This window comes from Hydrogenophaga sp. (assembly GCF_048549895.1).
In the GTDB taxonomy this organism is placed as follows: domain Bacteria; phylum Pseudomonadota; class Gammaproteobacteria; order Burkholderiales; family Burkholderiaceae_C; genus Hydrogenophaga.
On record NZ_JBLYYB010000036.1, the window covers coordinates 1 to 15,822 of the forward strand.

The following is a 15,822-nucleotide window of genomic DNA, read 5'->3' on the forward strand; positions in this document are numbered from 1 at the left end:
CGTTCTTGGCGCTGAGCTTGCCGAACGGCAGCAGGAACTGCGGATCAACGATGTAGCCACCGATCTCCATGAAGTGCACGCCGCGCACGATGCCGATGTCCGAGGTGAGCTTGGGGTTGATCGCGACCTGGTTGCCACCGGCGTAGAGCTTGTCGCGCGTGGCGTGCTGGTAGTACACCAGGCCCAGGGTGGTGCCGGCGGGCAGCGCGGTGTAGTCGCCCGCATCGACGTCGATGGCGTGCGCCGGCAAGGCCAGCAGTGTGGCGGCGGTGATCGCGCTCAAGGCCAGGGCCTTGGAGCAGCGCTTGTTCGGGTGGGAAAAGTTGGGCACGTGGGTCTCCGGTTTTTGAATGCCGTCCGGGGAGTTTCCCGGTCGGGCCCTGAGGGCGCGGCGATCGTACGTTTGGACTCCGGTGCCTCGCATCTCGGTAAATACCCGGTGCGAACAGTGTCTCGCCGCAGAACACATTTCTGACCTCGGGAGCAGCCATGAAGTCCAGTTCGCCCACAACTCGCGCACCTGCGAAGCACGCCGGCTTTCAAGCGCCCAACCCATTTTTCGCCACACCCGAACAACGGATCGGCCTGGCGCGCGAGCGCTTTTTCGCCGAGGGCGAACGCCCTTCGGGACTGGTGTCGGAGCAGGTCATCCAGTCGTGGATCCGCTGCGTCGGGGCGCGCCGCGATCCGGAAAAACCGCTCGGCTTCGATCCGGTCACCAAGTCCCGTCTGGTCAACGTGCTGGGGCGCAACCGGCAGTTGCTGCAAGCGGCCAGCGCAGACCTTGACCAGCTCGACGCCACGCTGGCCGGCACGCCCTGCAAAGCCATCCTCACCAGCCACGAGGGCGTGGTCGTGCGCTCCACGCCCACCGCCAAAGGCGAAGGTCTGCTGATGCCCATGGTCACGCGCGTGGGGGTGCACCTTGATGAGGACACCATCGGCACCAGCGCCCCCAGCGTGGTGGCGCGCACCGGAGAGGCCTGCCTCGTGCGCGGCGGTGAACACTTCTTCGACCGCATCCGCTCGATGCAGTGCGTGGCCGCTCCGGTGCACCACGCCAACGGCAGCCTGGCCGGCGTGCTTGATATCTCCTGCGAGGGCGGCGCCTTCAGCTTCGACCCCATGGTGGTGGTGCGCATGGTCGCCACCGTGATCGAAAACCGGCTGTTCGAGGTGCAGTCCGCCCGCCTGTTGCTGCTGCGTTTCCAGTACGGGCGCAGCATGATCGGCACGCCGCTGCAAGGACTCGCGGCGGTGGACGGCGCCGGACAGATCGTGTGGCTCAACACCATCGGCACGAGCCTGCTGGGCTGCGGCGCGCGCCCCGACACAGACCGCTCCAGCGAAGCCATGCTGGGCCTGACGTTCGACGCGCTGATGGACCTGGGCCGGCGCGGCCTGCTCCATGCCCAGCGCCTGCCCAACGGCCTGACGCTGTGGATCGAGGTCCAGCCTCAGGCCTCGATGCGAGCCGCTGCCGAAATCGAGCCACCCTCTGCGGTCGAACCGGTGGCAACGATCCCGCAGGCCGTTGCAACAGCGCCGCACACCCTGCAGGACGCCAGCCGCGCGGTCATCGAGTCCACCCTGGCCAGCTGCAAGGGCAACGTGGCACGGGCCGCGCGCCTGCTCGGCGTTTCGCGGGGCTTGCTCTACCGCCGCATGCAACAGTGGCGAGACGAAGCCGGCTGAAGACCGGAGAAAACGGCTGAAACCAAGACAAGCGCGGTAGATCCCGTGCTTGTCTGCCCTTCTCGGGCGATGGAATTCCTTAAATTCAGCTCTGCTTCGGTCGATATCCCTGACAAGCGTCGGGTCATTCGGATCCGGCCGGTACCGATCCAACCTCTTGGAACCCCCATGTTCAGCAACCTCAAGATCTCAACACGCCTGATCGGCGCCTTCACCCTGCTGGTGGCCATGCTGCTGATGATTGGCGCGCTCAGCGTCACCCGCACGGTGTCGGTGGAGGCCGATCTGGTGGACATCACCGAACGCCGCATGGCGGTGATTGCCAACATGGAGCTCATCCGCGACGAGGCCAACTTCCAGGCCCGCGCGATCCGCAACATGGCCCTGTTCAACGACTCGGCCAAGATTGCCGGGGAAAAGCAGGCCATCGCCGAGTCGCGCACCCGGGTCAATGAACTCACCACCAAGGTCGATGCCCTGATCACCTCAACCAAGGGCCGCGAATTCCAGGCCAAGCTGCAGGACAGCCGCAAGCCGTTCCGCGAGGGCGTGGACAAGTTCATGGCCTTGCTCGACGTTGGCGAGCGCGAGCAGGCCGTCGCCCTGCTCTTTGATGTGGTTCGCCCGGTGCAGCTGAGCTATTTCAAGAGCATCGACGATGCCGTGACTTTCCAGACCGAGGGCGCACAAGCTGCCAGCCAGGTGGCGCAGGACACGGTGAAGAACCTGATCATCACCATCGTGGTGGCGGTGCTGCTCTCCGCCCTCATCGCAGCCATCGTGGCGACCTGGATCATCCGCTCCATCACCCGCCCCATCAACGAAGCCGTGGCACTCGCCCGTGCGGTGGCCGCTGGCGACCTGACCCATGTGGTCCAGGTGCGCTCCAAAGACGAAACCGGTGTGCTGATGCAGGCCCTGGCCGACATGCAGACCGGTCTGGTGCAGGTGGTGGGTCGCGTTCGCAGTGGCTCCGAGTCGGTGTCCAGCGCCAGCGAACAGATCGCCCAGGGCAACCAGGACCTGAGCTCACGCACCGAGAGCCAGGCCAGCGCGCTGGAAGAGACCGCCGCGTCGATGGAAGAGCTCTCGTCCACCGTGCGCCAGAACGCCGACAACGCCCTGCAGGCCAACCAGCTTGCGCAGAGCGCGTCCACGGTGGCGGTACAGGGCGGTCAGGTGGTCAGCCAGGTGGTGGACACCATGAAGGGCATCAACGAGAGCAGCCGCAAGATCAGCGACATCATCAGCGTGATCGACGGCATCGCCTTCCAGACCAACATCCTGGCCTTGAACGCGGCGGTGGAAGCTGCGCGCGCCGGTGAACAGGGCCGGGGCTTTGCGGTGGTGGCGGGCGAGGTGCGCAACCTGGCCCAGCGCAGCGCGGCAGCAGCCAAAGAGATCAAACAGCTCATCAACGACAGCGTGGAGCGCGTGGAGAGCGGCACCGCGCTGGTGGACAAAGCCGGCGCCACCATGAACGAGGTGGTGGACAGCGTTCGCCGCGTCACCGACATCATGGGCGAGATCAGCTCGGCCAGCAAAGAGCAGAGCGACGGCGTGGCCCAGATCGGCGAAGCCGTGACCCAGATGGACCAGGCCACGCAGCAAAACGCTGCCCTGGTGGAAGAAATGGCCGCCGCAGCCAGCAGCCTGCGCACCCAGGCCACCGACCTGGTGCAGGCGGTGGCGGTGTTCCGCCTCTCCAGCAACGCGGTGAGCTTCAGCCCGGTCACACCGGTGCTGCGCGCCTCGGCACCGGTGGCGGCACCCCGGAAATCGCTGCCGCCCGTGGCCCAGAAAAAGCCCGCTGCCCGCCCGGCGCTGCCACCGGTCAAAGCGCCGACCGCTCAGCCCGCTCCACGCCGCGAACCTGCGCAGGCCTCGGCCGATACCGCTGGCGATTGGGAATCGTTCTGAGCGGGTCGCTGGGCGCGCCGTGTCGCCCAGCGCAGCTCACATCACTGCTTGGGGCCTTCGCTCAGGCGGCGACCCATCGACACCGCGTACGGTGCGGCCCGCGCGGCGAGCATCGGATCGGTGGACGGCTCCACACCCTTGGGCAAGACCATCGGGTTGAAGTTGATCGTCACGCAAGGGCCGGTTGAGTCGGCCGCCACCGACTTGATGGTGAGGCGCCCCAGCGTGACCTTCTTGCGCTCTGCCGGCAGCGGCGTCACGGCGCTGTCGAGCTTGTCGCCGGGCTGTGCAAGTTGCAGGTTGAAGTCAAAAGCCACGCCACCGGCCGCCACGCGCTGGCGCAGGTCGGCGTGCAGGAAATCGGGGCCCTTGGCCTGGGCTTCCTCGTCGGTCAGGCTCTGGGTGCCACCGACCGGCTCGAAGATCCATTTGCCGAACTGCTTCTTGCCGCTGGCATCGACAAACGCAAAGGCGTGCACACCCCAGTAGTTCACCTTGCCGAAGCTGGCCGGCACCGGCTGGCTGGCGAAGTACTTGCCCTGCAGCAAGGTGTCGGGGTTGGCGTCGTTGAAGGCCTTGACCTTCTCCGGGTTGGGCTTCTTGGTCTCGGGATCGGGCGCGATGGCCTCCAGGCGGGCGAGCATCTGCTCGGGCGAGGACGCGCCAAAGACCGGCGCCGAGATGTTGCCCATCAGCCAGGTCTCGTTGTTGGGCAGGTCGAACTGCAGCGCCATGTTGCGCTGGCTTTTGCCGTTGTCGGGCGCCTTGGGGTTGCCCCCGCCGATCGAGAAGCGCGCCACCACCGGCACCGGCTGGCCACTGAAGGCCGACGACACCGACAGCTCGCGGCCCTGCGCACTGCCGACGAACTCGGCGGTGGCACACACCCCCTTGGCACCCGAGCGGCGGAAGCCCTCGAACTTGCCGCCGGCGCGCTCGAAGGCATCGACCATGCGGGTGGGGTCGACCTGGGCCATTGCGGGTGCGCTGAGCGTGGCCGCACAGGCAACGACCGACATCAGGGTGGGCAGTGAAAAGGCTGTGTTCATGGTGGGGCTCGCTGGTGGTGGGTGGAGGGCAGGACAACAGGTGCGTTCACAAGGACGCGTTGTGGATTCTGTGGGTTGTCAGAGCGGTCTGCCGGCAGCGGTGTCAAAGCCCCACGCCAGCGCTCTCGCTGGACGCCAGCGCCGCCACCGCCGGCGGGTAGCTCTGCCCGGCGGCCTGGCGCAGCCACACCAGGCTTTGCGCCACGTCGCGCTCGCGGCCCTTGCCGGTGCGGTACATCACCGCCAGTGCATATTGCGCCTCGGCTTCGCCGGCCACGGCCGCGCTCTCGAAACGGCGTGCGGCCTCGGACAGGTCGCGCTCCACGCCTCGGCCGGCTTCAAACATCCAGGCCAGACGCGTCTGCGCGCGGCGGTCGCCACCATCGGCGAGCTCGCGGTAGAGCGCGGCGGCCTGGGTGTGCTCGCCGGTGGCGCTCATGAATTCGGCGCGTTGGTAGGGCGTGAGGCTGGCCGCTGGCTGGCCCAGCGTGGCCAGCGTGGCGATGGCGTCCTTGTCGCCGCCCTGTGCGGCCAGCGTCAGGAAGACGCGCGCCTTCTCCACGTCGCGCGGCAGCAGCTTGCCCGCGCTGTACAACATGCCCAGGCGGTACTGCGCCTTGAAGTTGCCGGCCTGCGCGGCACTGGTGTAGAGCGTTTCGGCCTTCTTCATGTTGCTGGGTTCGCCCAGGCCGTCTTCGGCCAGGATGCCGAGGTTGAACAGCGCATCGCCATTGCCCACCTCGGCCAGCGTTTCCCACACCTCGCGCGCTTCGGCGTAGTGGGCCATCTTGAACTCGGCGTAGGCCTTGTAGTTGCCCATGGCGGGGTTGCGCAGCCAGTCGCCGCGGTGGCTGTCTTGTGCTTGTGAAACGCTGGTGAGCACCACCAGCGCAGCGCCGAGCAGGGTGCGCGGATGGATCATTTCGGTGTCTCCAGACATGGTCAGGGGGATTCGATGCGCAGCTCGGTGAGCCAGCGCGCGCCGGGGGTGAAGGGGTCGCGGTCCGTCGGGCCGTAAGGCGGCACGCTCAGGTTGTCGGGCGGCACACCGATGCGGTTGAGGTCCACCGCCTGCGGCAGGCCCACCAGCGCGGTGGGCGTGGCGCTGAACGTGAAGGCGATGCCGTTCCACAGCTTGGCACCAAAGTCCTTGGGCTGTTTGTAGAAGAACAGCAGGCTGTGCTCCAGCCACGCGAGCTGTGTGCCGGATGCGGTGCCGGGCTGTGCGTAGGGGTACGGCACGAAGCACGAGATTTCCTGCTCGGCCGGCAGGCACTTGAACTCGCGCATGGAAAGAAAGTGGTCGCGCATCACCGCATGGTCCATCTGAACCTTGAAGGCGCTGGCACCACCCGCAACGGGTGTGAACACCACACGGCCAATCTTCGTGCGCGCGCCGTCCTTGGTCACAGCGATCAGCGCTTTCTCGCCGTTGAAATCAAACGCGTTCGCACCGCCGCTGCCGAGCAGCAGCGCCAGGGCGGCCGCGCGCAGGGCCGTCATGGCTTGACGGTCAGCACCCAGGTCGAGAGGGTCTTGAGATCGGCCGTGCTCAGGCTGGCATGGCCGGGCATGGGAATGCGGCCCCACTTGCCTTTGGAGCCGTTCTGGATCGATTGCGCGAGCGACGCAGCGGCGTCTTTCTCGGTCGCGTATTTTTCTGCGATGGCGGCAAACGAAGGCCCCACCACTTTTTCGCCATTGGCGTGGCACGAATAACAGCCGCTGGCTTTGGCCAGGTCGGGCGCGCCGGCCAGATCGGTTTGCGCGAAGGCGCTGGCGCTGGTGATCAGGGAGGCAATGAGAAGGGTCGAGCGCATGGCAGGTCTGCTTGAAAACTGAAAGACACAAAGAAAAGGAGGTGCCGGCCCGGCGCGCACAACGCACCAGGCCAGCACCTCACAGCATCACTTCATCAGCTTGAAGGTCCAGACGGAGCCGCCCTGTTCGAGGAAGTTGACCTTCTTGGCCACTTCACCGCCCCACAGAGGCACAGCACCGCCCCAGCCGGAGACCACGCTCACGTACTGCTCGCCGCCTTCGGTCCAGGTGATGGGAGGCGCCACCACGCCGGAGCCGGTCTGGAACTGCCACACGACCTTGCCGGTCTTGGCGTCGGCTGCCTTGAGGTAACCCTCAGGCGTGCCCCAGAACACCAGGTCGCCTGCGGTCAGCACACCACCCCACAGCGGCGCGTTGTTCTTGACTTCCCAGGCCACTTTGCCGGTCTTGGGATCGATCGCGCGCAGCGAGCCGATGTGGTCGTCGAACAGCGGCTTGATGGTGAAGCCCGCACCCAGGAAGGCAGCGCCTTTTTTGTAGGTGATCGGCTCGTTCCAGATCTCCATGCCCCATTCGTTGGTGGGCACGTAGAACAGGCCGGTGCGTGGGCTGTAGGCCATGGGCATCTGGTTCTTGCCACCCAGGAAGCCGGGTGCCGAGAACACCGCCTTGCCCTTGGCGCCGTCACCACCGGCGGCGGTCGGGTCGCCCGGGCGGTTGGTGTCGTCAAAGTTCGGGCGGCCGGTCTTCAGGTCGATGCCGGTGGCCCAGGTCACTTTCTTGACGAACGGGAAGGCGTTGACCAGCTTGCCGGTGGTGGCGTCGTTCACGTAGAAGAAGCCGTTGCGGTCTGCCTTGGCGCCCATGCGCTTGCCGTCCATGTCGAAGGTGATGAACTCGTTCACACCGTCGTAATCCCAGCCGTCGTTCGGGGTGTTCTGGTAGTGCCACACGATCTTGCCGGTCTTGGGGTCGATCGCCACGGTGGAGGCCGAGTACAGGTTGTCGCCCTTGCGCACATGGCTGTTCCATGGGCCGGGGTTGCCGGTGCCGAAGTAGGCCAGGCCGGTCTGCGGGTCGTAGGTGCCGCCCAGCCATGGGGTGGCGCCGCCGGTTTTCCAGGTCTCGCCGGGCCAACTGGCGTTGGTGGTGCCGGAGATGCCGTTTTCCTTGCCGTCCTTGTAGCCCATGTGGCCTTCGACCACGGGGCGCGACCAGACCATCTTGCCGGTCTTGGGGTCGCGCGCTTCCACGCGGCCGACCACGCCGAACTCACCACCGGAGACGCCGGTCATGAGCAGGCCTTGTGCGATCAGCGGTGCGGCGGTGTAGCTGTAGCCGGCGGCGTAGTCGTCGATCTTCTCGCGCCACACCACCTTGCCGGTGTCCTGGTCCAGGGCCACCAGCTGCGCGTCGAGCGTGCCGAAGATCACCAGGTTGTCGTAGAGCGCGGCGCCGCGGTTGATCACGTCGCAGCAGGGCATGATGCCTTCGGGCAGGCGGTGCTCGTACTTCCAGAGCTTCTCGCCGGTCTTGGTGTCCACCGCGTAGATGCGCGAGTAGGACGCCGTCACGAACATCTTGCCCTTGTTGATCAGCGGCTGCGACTGCTGGCCGCGCTGCTTCTCACCACCAAACGACATGGACCACACGGGCACCAGTTTGTTGATGTTCTTGGCGGTGATGCCGTTGAGGTCGGAGTGGCGCTGACCCTGGGTACCGAGGCCCCAGCTCAACACGTTCTCGGGCGACTTGGCGTCGTTGGCGATCATCGCGTCGGTGACGCCCTGGGCGCCAACGTGGGCCGTGGCGGCCATGATCATGAGGCTCAGTAGGGTGCGTTTCACAGTTTGTCTCCTGCTCGTCTGTGGGTTGGATGGCCGCGTCCAGGCAACATGCCCGGCCGCTCGTGATGCCCGACGCGACAGGTCAGTCTGTGGGCTGCACGCGTCCTGAATGGCAACATCTGTGCCAGGCTCTGCCGCACCCGCTCAAGCGCGTTTTGCGGGGGTTTTCCGAGGGTTTGCGAGCACGTCGGGCGCGACAGGCGGTTGCAAATGCGCCATGTCGCGCTGGACATCTGTCACGCGGCGGTGACAGTGTTCAAAAATGAATCACCGGCCCGCGGGCCTGCAACAGTTCGCGGTCAGCGCCGGGTGGCGGGGCCGACGAGCACCTGCTGCTCGTAACGCGGGTACCACTGGGTGATGCTGCGGTGCAGCTCGGCGGGCTGCGCGGCCCAGGCCTGGAAGCGCTCGGGCACCGGCAGGCGCAGCACCTCGCTCAGGTCGAGGCCGCGCTCGGCGCTCTCGCGCATGTGCGTGGTGAGCCAGCGCAGCCAGTCGCGCGTCTGCTCCACGCCGCCCATGCCGCTGTGCAGCGGGCCGTGGCTGGGCACCACCTGGCGGATGCGGTGGTCGGTCATCCACTGGGAGAGCTTCACCAGGCTGGCCTGCCAGGCTTCAAAGTCGGCGTGCGGCGTGGTGGGCACCCGGTTGGCAAACACCAGGCCACCGGCATACAGCACACCGGTGGTGTGGTCGATGAGCACGAGGTCGTCGCTGGTGTGACCGCTCAGGCGGCGCAGCTCCAGCCGGTGGCTGCCGATCTGCATCACACCGGGCTCCACCGTCTGGCGCGAGGGCGTGGACTCGGTCCCCTTCATCCAGTCGCCGCACAGGCGGTAGAGGTTGTCGGCGTAGGCACGGCCTTCGGCCTGCATGCCGCTGATGCTGCCGGCCAAGGCCTGCGTGGGCACGTCGGCCCAGGCCTGGTTGCCGAAGAAGTAGTCGGGGTGCAGGTTGAGGCTGAGCACGCGCACCACCGGCTCGCGCGTGATGCGCTCGATGGCGCGGCGCTGCTGCTCGCCGTAGCTGCGCGATGGCCCGGTGTTGACCACCACCACACCGGCGCCGGTGGCGATGAACGCGGTGTTGATGATGTTGCAGCCGTTGGCGCGCGAGAAGTCATCCACCGCGCCTTCAATGACCCAGGTGCGCTCGGCAATCTGGCGCGGGCGCAGGTCGTAGTCGAGGCGGGCCACGTCGGGCTTGGGCTGCGCCATGGCCGCGCTGGCCAGCGTTGCGGCCAGCCACAGCAAGAGGTTTTTCAAGCGCTCACCTCGGCGTCGATCCGGTTGCCGTTGTTGTCGCGTCCGAGCAGCCGGAAGCGGCCCCCGTTCTGCGGCGGCAGCTCGAAGGTGATGAGCGGGTTTTCCGACACCGGCTCGTGCAGCGCCAGGCGCCACCAGGGCGCGCCCGCGCCGTCCACCAACTGCAACTGTTCGATGTAGAAGGCGGGCACGCCCGCGACCAGCCCGGTGTCCATGGGGTGCATCACGCGCACGCGCAGGCGCCGGCTGCCCTCGAGCACGTTGTTGAAGAAACGCGCCTGCACCTGGTTGAGCGTGCGGCTCCACGAACCATCAGCCCGCGTGGCGCCGGGCACCGTGCAGCCACCCCCGGCGGCCTGCACCCAGGTGCTGCCCACGTGCCAGGCGCCGTCCCGCGTCTGCACCAGCGCGCGCACGGGTGAGGCCTGTTCCAGGCGGATGCGAAACGCCAGCATGGGCAGGGCCTTGAGCGGTTCGAACTCCAGCACCTCGCGCACCGGGTTGCGGTCCACCACCACCTGGATGCGCACCACGCCACCACCCGTGTTGCCGAGCCCGCGCGCGTCCACCAGCAGCGGCACGTTCATCGCGTCATCAGCAAAGGTCGGGCCGCTCACCAAAACCGCGCTGGAAAAGCGCATGGGCGCGTCGCCCAGGTACTGCTTGCGCAAGCCGGGCCACTGCATGGAGCCCAGCGGATCACCGCCGGTGTGGTCCACAGCAGCCCACAGCGGGGAACTGGCCGCGCCCAGCGCAGCGCCCAAAAGCAGGCGACGGGTGTTGTCATGTGTCATGAAGATCTTTCAGGAACCCTTCTGGCGGATCCAGCCGCGCTGCGGGTCGTAGCCCCAGAGCGCCAGCACAAAGAACGCGATGCTGCAGACCACCACCACCGCCCACGATGTGGTGTTGAACTGCCCGTACATCGCAAAGCGCATGGCCTCCACCGCATGGGTGAAGGGGTTGAACTCGGCGAGCTTGAGCAGCCAGTACGCGCCCGACTCTTCGAGCTTCCACAGCGGGTAGAGCGCGGGGCTGATGAAGAACATCGGGAAGATCACGAAGTTCATGGTGCCGGCAAAGTTCTCCAGCTGCTTCACATACACCGAGAGCATGAGACCGAGTGCTGCCAGCAGCGTGGCGCCACACGCCATGGCCACCAGCAGACCCGGCAGGTTCTGCAGCGCGATCTCCACGCCGAAAGCCCAGGAAATACCGAGGAACACCACCATCTGCAGCACCGACAGGCAGGTGCCCGCGAGCAGCTTGAAGGCCAGCAACCAGCCGCGCGCCAGCGGCGCGGTGAGCAGCAGGCGCATCACGCCCATCTCGCGGTCGTACACCATCGAGAGCGAACTCTGCATGCCGTTGAACAGCGCCACCATGCCCAGCAGGCCGGGCACCATGTAGACCTTGTATTCGATGTAGGTCTCGTACGGCGGGATGATGGCCACACCGAACACGTTGTGAAAGCCCGCCGCGAACACCACGAACCACAGCAGCGGGCGCACCAGCGCCGAGCCCAGGCGAGAAGGCTGGCGCAGGAAGCGCCCGATCTCGCGGCCCACCACCGCGCGCAGCGCGCGCGCCAGGTGCACCGGCAATGAAGGCTGACCCGCCGGCGGGATCAGGGTCGCTGTTTGCATGCGCTCTCCGTTTCGTCCACGCCGAGTGTGTCCAGCACTTCCTTGGGATGCAGCACACCCTCCAGCGGCGCCAGGCCCACCACGCCGTCCACGTGGCTAACGAACATGGGCTGGCGCAACTGGCCGTCCCACGCGCGAAAGCTCAGGCGCGGGCCTTTGAAGCCGTCGATCACCACGGAGCCGGCGCGCAGCTTCTTGAGCTGCTGCGGCACCGGAGCCTTGGCGTCGTCCACCAGCAGCGAAGCCACCGCCTTGCCCGCCGCCCAGGCGGCCCAGTCGTGGCTCTGCATGGGGCGCTGCGCCATCTTCTGAAACCGCCGCGTGAGTTGTGGCCCACCGTTGCGCTCCCACTGCGGGTGCCAGGCTTGCGCCACCAGCCCGCTGGCGCCCACCACCGGGCGCGGCCACTGCGTGGCGTAGGGCAGCGTGCGGGCGAATTCGCCGTCGGCGTCCATCACCGCCACCACTTCGTGTTCGCGCTCACCGGTGAGCAGGCGGGTGTTGGAGAGGTCGCGCTCGCGCGGGTCGCCGCTGAGCTTGAAAGGTTTGGTCTGCGTGATCTTCAGGCCGTAGCGTTTGGCCGCGCGTGTGAAGGCGGCACCCATCAACACGTCGCCCGGCTCGGGGCCCTGCAGCAGCAGCACCTTGCGCCAGTTGCGTGCGGCCAGGTACTGCGCCAGTGTGTCGGCGCGCATGCTGGCGCTGGGCAGCGTGTGCAGCAGGTGCGCGGCGCAGTTCTGCGCGCGCAGGCTGTCATCGTCCAGCCCGGTGTTGAACACCACTGCGCCACCGAGCGCAGCGGGTGCAATCTGCACCAGCTGGCGCAGCTCGGCCAACGGGAGGTCGGCCACCAGGTGCTGCACCTTGGCGGCTTTCAAGTCGGCCAGGGCTTTGGGCAGGGCTGCCATGTCGGGCAGCACCACGTCGCGCACGGTGAGCGCGATGCCGGCGGTGTCGAGCTCGAACGCCGCCTCTTCCAGCGCCAGTTGCACGCCCTGCAACGCCCGGCCCTGCGGGTGGCCGGGGTAGCCGCGTTCCATGCGGCGGTTGGCGTAGCGCGCGTCACCGGCCAGCGAGATCACCGCCAGGGTCATCTGCGTGGTGGCGGCCTGCGCCGCCGGCCAGGCCACCGAGGCGAGCAGCGCCAAGGTGGCCGCTGCCCGTTGCAAAGCGGGCACCCGCATCAGGGCTGCACCAGCACGCTGTGCGGCACGCGGCCCACGGCCACGGTTTTGATGGCCTTGGCGCTCGCGGTGTCGATCAGCGTCATGTCGTCCGAGAGGCCGTTGGTCACGTACAGCGTCTTGCCATCGGGGTGCATGGTGAGGCCCCAGGCGCGTTTGCCCACCAGCACCTGGCGGCCGGCCTTTTTGGTGGCCACATCCACCTCGACCACATGGTTGGCCTTGCCCAGGCCCACCCACATGGTTTTGCCATCGGTGCTCGGGGTCATACCCACGGGCGTGATGTCGGCCTCGCGCATGCCCTGCACCGCGAACTTGATGGTGGCCTTCACGCTGTGGTCTTTGGTGTTGACCACGCTCACGGTGGCGTCGAGCTCGTTGGTGACCCACAGCTCGGAGCCACCTTCGGCCAGCACGAAGCGGCGCGGGCGCTTGCCCACCTTGATGTTCTTGAGCACCTTCTTCTGGCCCAGGTCGATGTAATGCACGACGTTGGCCACCTCGGAGGTGACGTAGGCGAACTTGCCATCGGCCGTGACCAGCACGCCTTCGGGCTCACCGCCGGTCTTCACCTCGAACAGGGGTTTCTTCGTGGCGAGGTCGTAGGCGGCCATCACGTTTTCGTCTTCGATCGACACATACACCGTCTTCCCGTCGGGGCTGAGGTCAAAAATCTCCGGACTGTCCCCCAATGGAACAGTCCCGGTCATCTTGCCGCTGGCCGTGTCCACCACGCCGAGCTGGTTGCTGTCGCCGCAGCACACATAAATCTGGCTGCGGTTGGCGTTGAACATCATGTGGCGCGGACGCTCGCAGGTGTCGATGGCGGACAGGCGCTCGCCCTTGGCATCGAACACGTAAATCTTGTTGTCCTTCTCGCTGGACACGTACACCTTGCCCTGGGCCAGCGCGGCGAGTGGGGTGGCCAGCGCGCAGCCGAGCACGGCGGCCCAGGCGATGTGGCGAAGGCCCTGCGGGGCGGGTGCTGAACGAGCGAAACGAAGCATCGGTATGTCTCCTTGATTTATGGTTAGTGCGAAGCACGGCAGCAAAATCAGTGCCAGCGCAACGGGCGTGGAAATTGCCTGCAAAACGCCCACACGATGATGGTGCAGGCACGCCCCACCCTGCTGCTACGGACAAACCCTGAGACAAAACGGCACACCCGATGACACAACGCTCCCCCCGACCCTGCCTTGCGCAGCCACTCGCTTCGCGCAGGCAGTTCCTGGGGTGGGGCGCGGGCTGTGCGTTGGGTGCGTCGGGTCTGGCGTCCAGCGCGCTGGCGCAGGCCACCGGGCCGTTTCCGCAGCGCCCGATCCAGCTCATCGTGCCCTGGCCCGCCGGTGGCGCCACCGACCTCACGCTGCGCATCTTGTGCGAAGAGGCCGCGCCGCTGCTGGGCCAGCCCATCGTGGTCATCAACAAGCCCGGCGCCGCCGGCACGCAGGTGGCGCCGCTGCTCAAGGCCGCCGAGCCCGACGGCCACACCATCGGCCAGGTGCCGATCACCGTGTACCGCCACGCGCTCATGAACAAGGTGCCCTGGGACCCGGTGGCCGACCTCAGCCCCATCGTGCAGGTGTCGGGCACCACCTTCGGTGTGCTGGTGCCGGCCAGCAGCGCCTGGAAAAGTTTCAACGACCTGCTGGCCTGGGCCAAGGCCCATCCGGGTCAGCTCATCCTCGGCTCCACCGGCATCGGCACCACCGCCCACATCGCCACCGAAGAGATCTTGTTGCAGAACAACATCCGCTATGTGCACGTGCCCTACCGAGGCACCGCCGATCAGATGATCGGCGTGGCCGGTGGCCAGGTGATGGCGGGCGTGAACTCCACCGGCTTCGCACCCTGGGTCGACCAGGGCAAGATCCGCGTGCTGGCCATCTTCAGCGCCCAGCGCAGCCCACGTTGGCCCGACGCGCCCACGCTGCGCGAGCTGGGCTACGAACAATCCGTCTACACCTCGCCCTGGGGCCTGGCCGCACCCCATGGCACGCCCGAGGCCGTGGTGCAGCGCCTGCACGACGCGTTTGCCAAAGCCATGCACAGCGAGCGCCACCTGCAGGAACTCGCCCGCTACGATCAGACGCTGGACTACCTCAACACCCGCGACTACCGCCGGGCCGTGCTGGAGACGGTGGAGCGCGAGAAGCGCCTGCTGCAACGCATGAACCTGCTGGCCAAGACCAACGGCGCCTGACCCTCCGCTCCTCCCGATGACCGAACCCCACACCGCCACCAACACGCCCCTGCTCCAGGCCACCCAGCTGCACAAGGCCTACGGCGCCAAGCCCGCGCTCAAAGGCGTGGACGTGACCCTGCGCGCCGGCGAAATGGTGGCCCTGCTCGGCCCCAACGGCGCGGGCAAGTCCACCCTGCTGCAGTTGCTCACCGGGCTCTTCACACCCGACCAGGGCAGCATCGAGGTGCTGGGCCACAACATGCGCCAGCACCCCAGCCGCGCGCTGGCCGGCCTGGGCGTGGTGTTCCAGCAAAGCGCGCTCGACATGGACCTGAGCGTCATGGCCAACCTGCACTTCCACACCGACCTGCACGGCATGCCACGCAAGCTGGCCAACGCCCGCATCACCGCCCTGCTGCAGACCATCGGCCTGACCGACCAGGCCAAAGCGGTGGTGCGCAGCCTATCGGGCGGCACACGCCGCAAGATCGAACTCATCCGCGCGCTCCTGCACGAGCCCCGCGTGCTGCTCATGGACGAAGCCACCGTGGGCCTGGACCCGGCCTCCCGCCAGCAACTGCTGGACACCGTGCGCAGCCTGTGCCAGAGCCGGGGCATGGGCGTGCTCTGGGCCACCCACCTGATCGAAGAAACCCGCCACGCCGACCGGCTGATGCTGCTGCACCAGGGCGCGGTGCGCTTTGAAGGATCGGCCGCCGAATTCATGGCGCAAAGCGAAGGCGGGGACTTTCAGGCGGAGGTGTTGAAGCAGTTGGGGAGAGGGACGGTTTGAGGGAGTGTGGCGGGTGGTTGTACGAGCGGCTTGCAGGGGATGCGGGGTTGCTCGGGGCGTGACAACTTGTATGCAGCGTCTTCTGACGCTGGCCAGAGGCGGGCGGGCTCACTCATACCGGCACCAAGCGGCCATTGGACCATCCGACTTGAGCTGCCTCGAACGGCCGCCATGCGAGATGGTGCGGTCGTTGGCATCCGACACTCGGGCCAGCAGCCCGAAACTGCCCGCCTCGGTGGGAACAACCTATTGCAAGTCAACATCTAGCTCCTGCATGAGTTGGAGTCCGAGAACACTACGCTCAGCCGGTTGCTGGCTGAGGCCACCTAGCACGGTGGTTCTGATTACCAAGCGACAGAAGTGGGCTTCCCCCAGTTTCCCGGACGGTTTGCTTAGCCCATTAAGCCTTGCTCAAAGTCGACTGGGCTGAGGAAGTCTAGCTTTGAGTGTTTGCGC

Annotated in this window: 14 protein-coding genes and 1 pseudogene; 4 read left to right on the plus strand and 11 right to left on the minus strand. The window is 66.9% G+C overall.

Annotated elements, in window-relative coordinates:
• A pseudogene (locus ACN4F8_RS02970) lies at positions 1-331 on the minus strand (transporter); the annotation flags it as partial.
• A 158-nt stretch (positions 332-489) separates the two neighbouring features.
• Here ACN4F8_RS02970 and ACN4F8_RS02975 point away from each other — a divergent pair.
• Together ACN4F8_RS02975 and ACN4F8_RS02980 are read left to right on the plus strand one after the other, a co-directional pair.
• On the plus strand, positions 490-1,695 hold the full coding sequence (locus ACN4F8_RS02975; protein WP_419472231.1) for a helix-turn-helix domain-containing protein: 1,206 nt from the start codon (positions 490-492) through the stop codon (positions 1,693-1,695).
• 168 nt (positions 1,696-1,863) lie between these two features.
• Complete coding sequence (locus tag ACN4F8_RS02980) at positions 1,864-3,615, plus strand: methyl-accepting chemotaxis protein (RefSeq protein ID WP_419472232.1); 1,752 nt, start codon at positions 1,864-1,866, stop codon at positions 3,613-3,615.
• A gap of 41 nt (positions 3,616-3,656) precedes the next feature.
• Here ACN4F8_RS02980 and ACN4F8_RS02985 read toward each other — a convergent pair whose 3' ends face one another.
• The 10 genes from ACN4F8_RS02985 to ACN4F8_RS03030 form a co-directional block, all read right to left on the minus strand.
• On the minus strand, positions 3,657-4,664 hold the full coding sequence (locus ACN4F8_RS02985; RefSeq protein WP_419472233.1) for a catalase family peroxidase: 1,008 nt from the start codon (positions 4,662-4,664) through the stop codon (positions 3,657-3,659).
• A 103-nt stretch (positions 4,665-4,767) separates the two neighbouring features.
• Positions 4,768-5,604, minus strand: coding sequence for a tetratricopeptide repeat protein (locus ACN4F8_RS02990; RefSeq protein WP_419472234.1), 837 nt, complete (start codon positions 5,602-5,604; stop codon positions 4,768-4,770).
• 2 nt (positions 5,605-5,606) lie between these two features.
• Entirely contained in the window at positions 5,607-6,167 is a 561-nt protein-coding gene (locus ACN4F8_RS02995; RefSeq protein WP_419472235.1) for a hypothetical protein, read from the minus strand.
• On the minus strand, positions 6,164-6,484 hold the full coding sequence (locus tag ACN4F8_RS03000) for a c-type cytochrome (protein ID WP_419472236.1): 321 nt from the start codon (positions 6,482-6,484) through the stop codon (positions 6,164-6,166). Before ACN4F8_RS03000 ends, ACN4F8_RS02995 begins: the two co-directional genes overlap by 4 nt.
• Positions 6,485-6,571: 87 nt before the next feature.
• Positions 6,572-8,269: a PQQ-dependent methanol/ethanol family dehydrogenase gene (locus tag ACN4F8_RS03005; protein WP_419472244.1), complete on the minus strand. Its 1,698-nt coding sequence runs from the start codon at positions 8,267-8,269 to the stop codon at positions 6,572-6,574.
• 323 nt (positions 8,270-8,592) lie between these two features.
• Positions 8,593-9,558, minus strand: a complete 966-nt coding sequence (locus ACN4F8_RS03010; RefSeq protein WP_419472237.1) for a quinoprotein relay system zinc metallohydrolase 1 — start codon at positions 9,556-9,558, stop codon at positions 8,593-8,595.
• The gene (locus ACN4F8_RS03015) at positions 9,555-10,352 is read right to left on the minus strand and encodes a quinoprotein dehydrogenase-associated SoxYZ-like carrier (RefSeq protein ID WP_419472238.1); all 798 of its coding nucleotides are present in this window, start codon (positions 10,350-10,352) and stop codon (positions 9,555-9,557) included. The genes ACN4F8_RS03010 and ACN4F8_RS03015 overlap by 4 nt, the downstream gene beginning before the upstream one ends.
• A 9-nt stretch (positions 10,353-10,361) precedes the next feature.
• Positions 10,362-11,204 (minus strand): ABC transporter permease, encoded by an 843-nt coding sequence (locus tag ACN4F8_RS03020; RefSeq protein WP_419472239.1) that lies wholly within the window; start codon positions 11,202-11,204, stop codon positions 10,362-10,364.
• The gene (locus tag ACN4F8_RS03025; protein ID WP_419472240.1) at positions 11,186-12,388 is read right to left on the minus strand and encodes a branched-chain amino acid ABC transporter substrate-binding protein; all 1,203 of its coding nucleotides are present in this window, start codon (positions 12,386-12,388) and stop codon (positions 11,186-11,188) included. Before ACN4F8_RS03025 ends, ACN4F8_RS03020 begins: the two co-directional genes overlap by 19 nt.
• On the minus strand, positions 12,388-13,395 hold the full coding sequence (locus ACN4F8_RS03030; protein ID WP_419472241.1) for a PQQ-dependent catabolism-associated beta-propeller protein: 1,008 nt from the start codon (positions 13,393-13,395) through the stop codon (positions 12,388-12,390). The genes ACN4F8_RS03025 and ACN4F8_RS03030 overlap by 1 nt, the downstream gene beginning before the upstream one ends.
• 161 nt (positions 13,396-13,556) lie before the next feature.
• Here ACN4F8_RS03030 and ACN4F8_RS03035 point away from each other — a divergent pair, with 161 nt between their 5' ends.
• Positions 13,557-14,591 carry a Bug family tripartite tricarboxylate transporter substrate binding protein gene (locus ACN4F8_RS03035; protein ID WP_419472242.1) on the plus strand — a complete coding sequence of 345 codons (1,035 nt, stop codon included), beginning with the start codon at positions 13,557-13,559 and terminating at the stop codon, positions 14,589-14,591.
• 16 nt (positions 14,592-14,607) lie between these two features.
• Positions 14,608-15,366, plus strand: coding sequence for an ABC transporter ATP-binding protein (locus ACN4F8_RS03040; RefSeq protein ID WP_419472243.1), 759 nt, complete (start codon positions 14,608-14,610; stop codon positions 15,364-15,366).
• Positions 15,367-15,822: the final 456 nt, after the last annotated feature.

Excerpts from the sequence above, each read along its gene's own strand:
- ACN4F8_RS02975 (WP_419472231.1), top strand. The coding sequence starts at position 490 with ATGAAGTCCAGTTCGCCCACAACTCGCGCACCTGCGAAGCACGCCGGC.
- ACN4F8_RS02980 (WP_419472232.1), top strand. The coding sequence starts at position 1,864 with ATGTTCAGCAACCTCAAGATCTCAACACGCCTGATCGGCGCCTTCACC.
- ACN4F8_RS02985 (WP_419472233.1), bottom strand. The coding sequence starts at position 4,664 with ATGAACACAGCCTTTTCACTGCCCACCCTGATGTCGGTCGTTGCCTGT.
- ACN4F8_RS02990 (WP_419472234.1), bottom strand. The coding sequence starts at position 5,604 with ATGTCTGGAGACACCGAAATGATCCATCCGCGCACCCTGCTCGGCGCT.
- ACN4F8_RS02995 (WP_419472235.1), bottom strand. The coding sequence starts at position 6,167 with ATGACGGCCCTGCGCGCGGCCGCCCTGGCGCTGCTGCTCGGCAGCGGC.
- ACN4F8_RS03000 (WP_419472236.1), bottom strand. The coding sequence starts at position 6,484 with ATGCGCTCGACCCTTCTCATTGCCTCCCTGATCACCAGCGCCAGCGCC.
- ACN4F8_RS03005 (WP_419472244.1), bottom strand. The coding sequence starts at position 8,269 with ATGATCATGGCCGCCACGGCCCACGTTGGCGCCCAGGGCGTCACCGAC.
- ACN4F8_RS03015 (WP_419472238.1), bottom strand. The coding sequence starts at position 10,352 with ATGACACATGACAACACCCGTCGCCTGCTTTTGGGCGCTGCGCTGGGC.
- ACN4F8_RS03020 (WP_419472239.1), bottom strand. The coding sequence starts at position 11,204 with ATGCAAACAGCGACCCTGATCCCGCCGGCGGGTCAGCCTTCATTGCCG.
- ACN4F8_RS03025 (WP_419472240.1), bottom strand. The coding sequence starts at position 12,388 with ATGCGGGTGCCCGCTTTGCAACGGGCAGCGGCCACCTTGGCGCTGCTC.
- ACN4F8_RS03030 (WP_419472241.1), bottom strand. The coding sequence starts at position 13,395 with ATGCTTCGTTTCGCTCGTTCAGCACCCGCCCCGCAGGGCCTTCGCCAC.
- ACN4F8_RS03035 (WP_419472242.1), top strand. The coding sequence starts at position 13,557 with ATGACACAACGCTCCCCCCGACCCTGCCTTGCGCAGCCACTCGCTTCG.
- ACN4F8_RS03040 (WP_419472243.1), top strand. The coding sequence starts at position 14,608 with ATGACCGAACCCCACACCGCCACCAACACGCCCCTGCTCCAGGCCACC.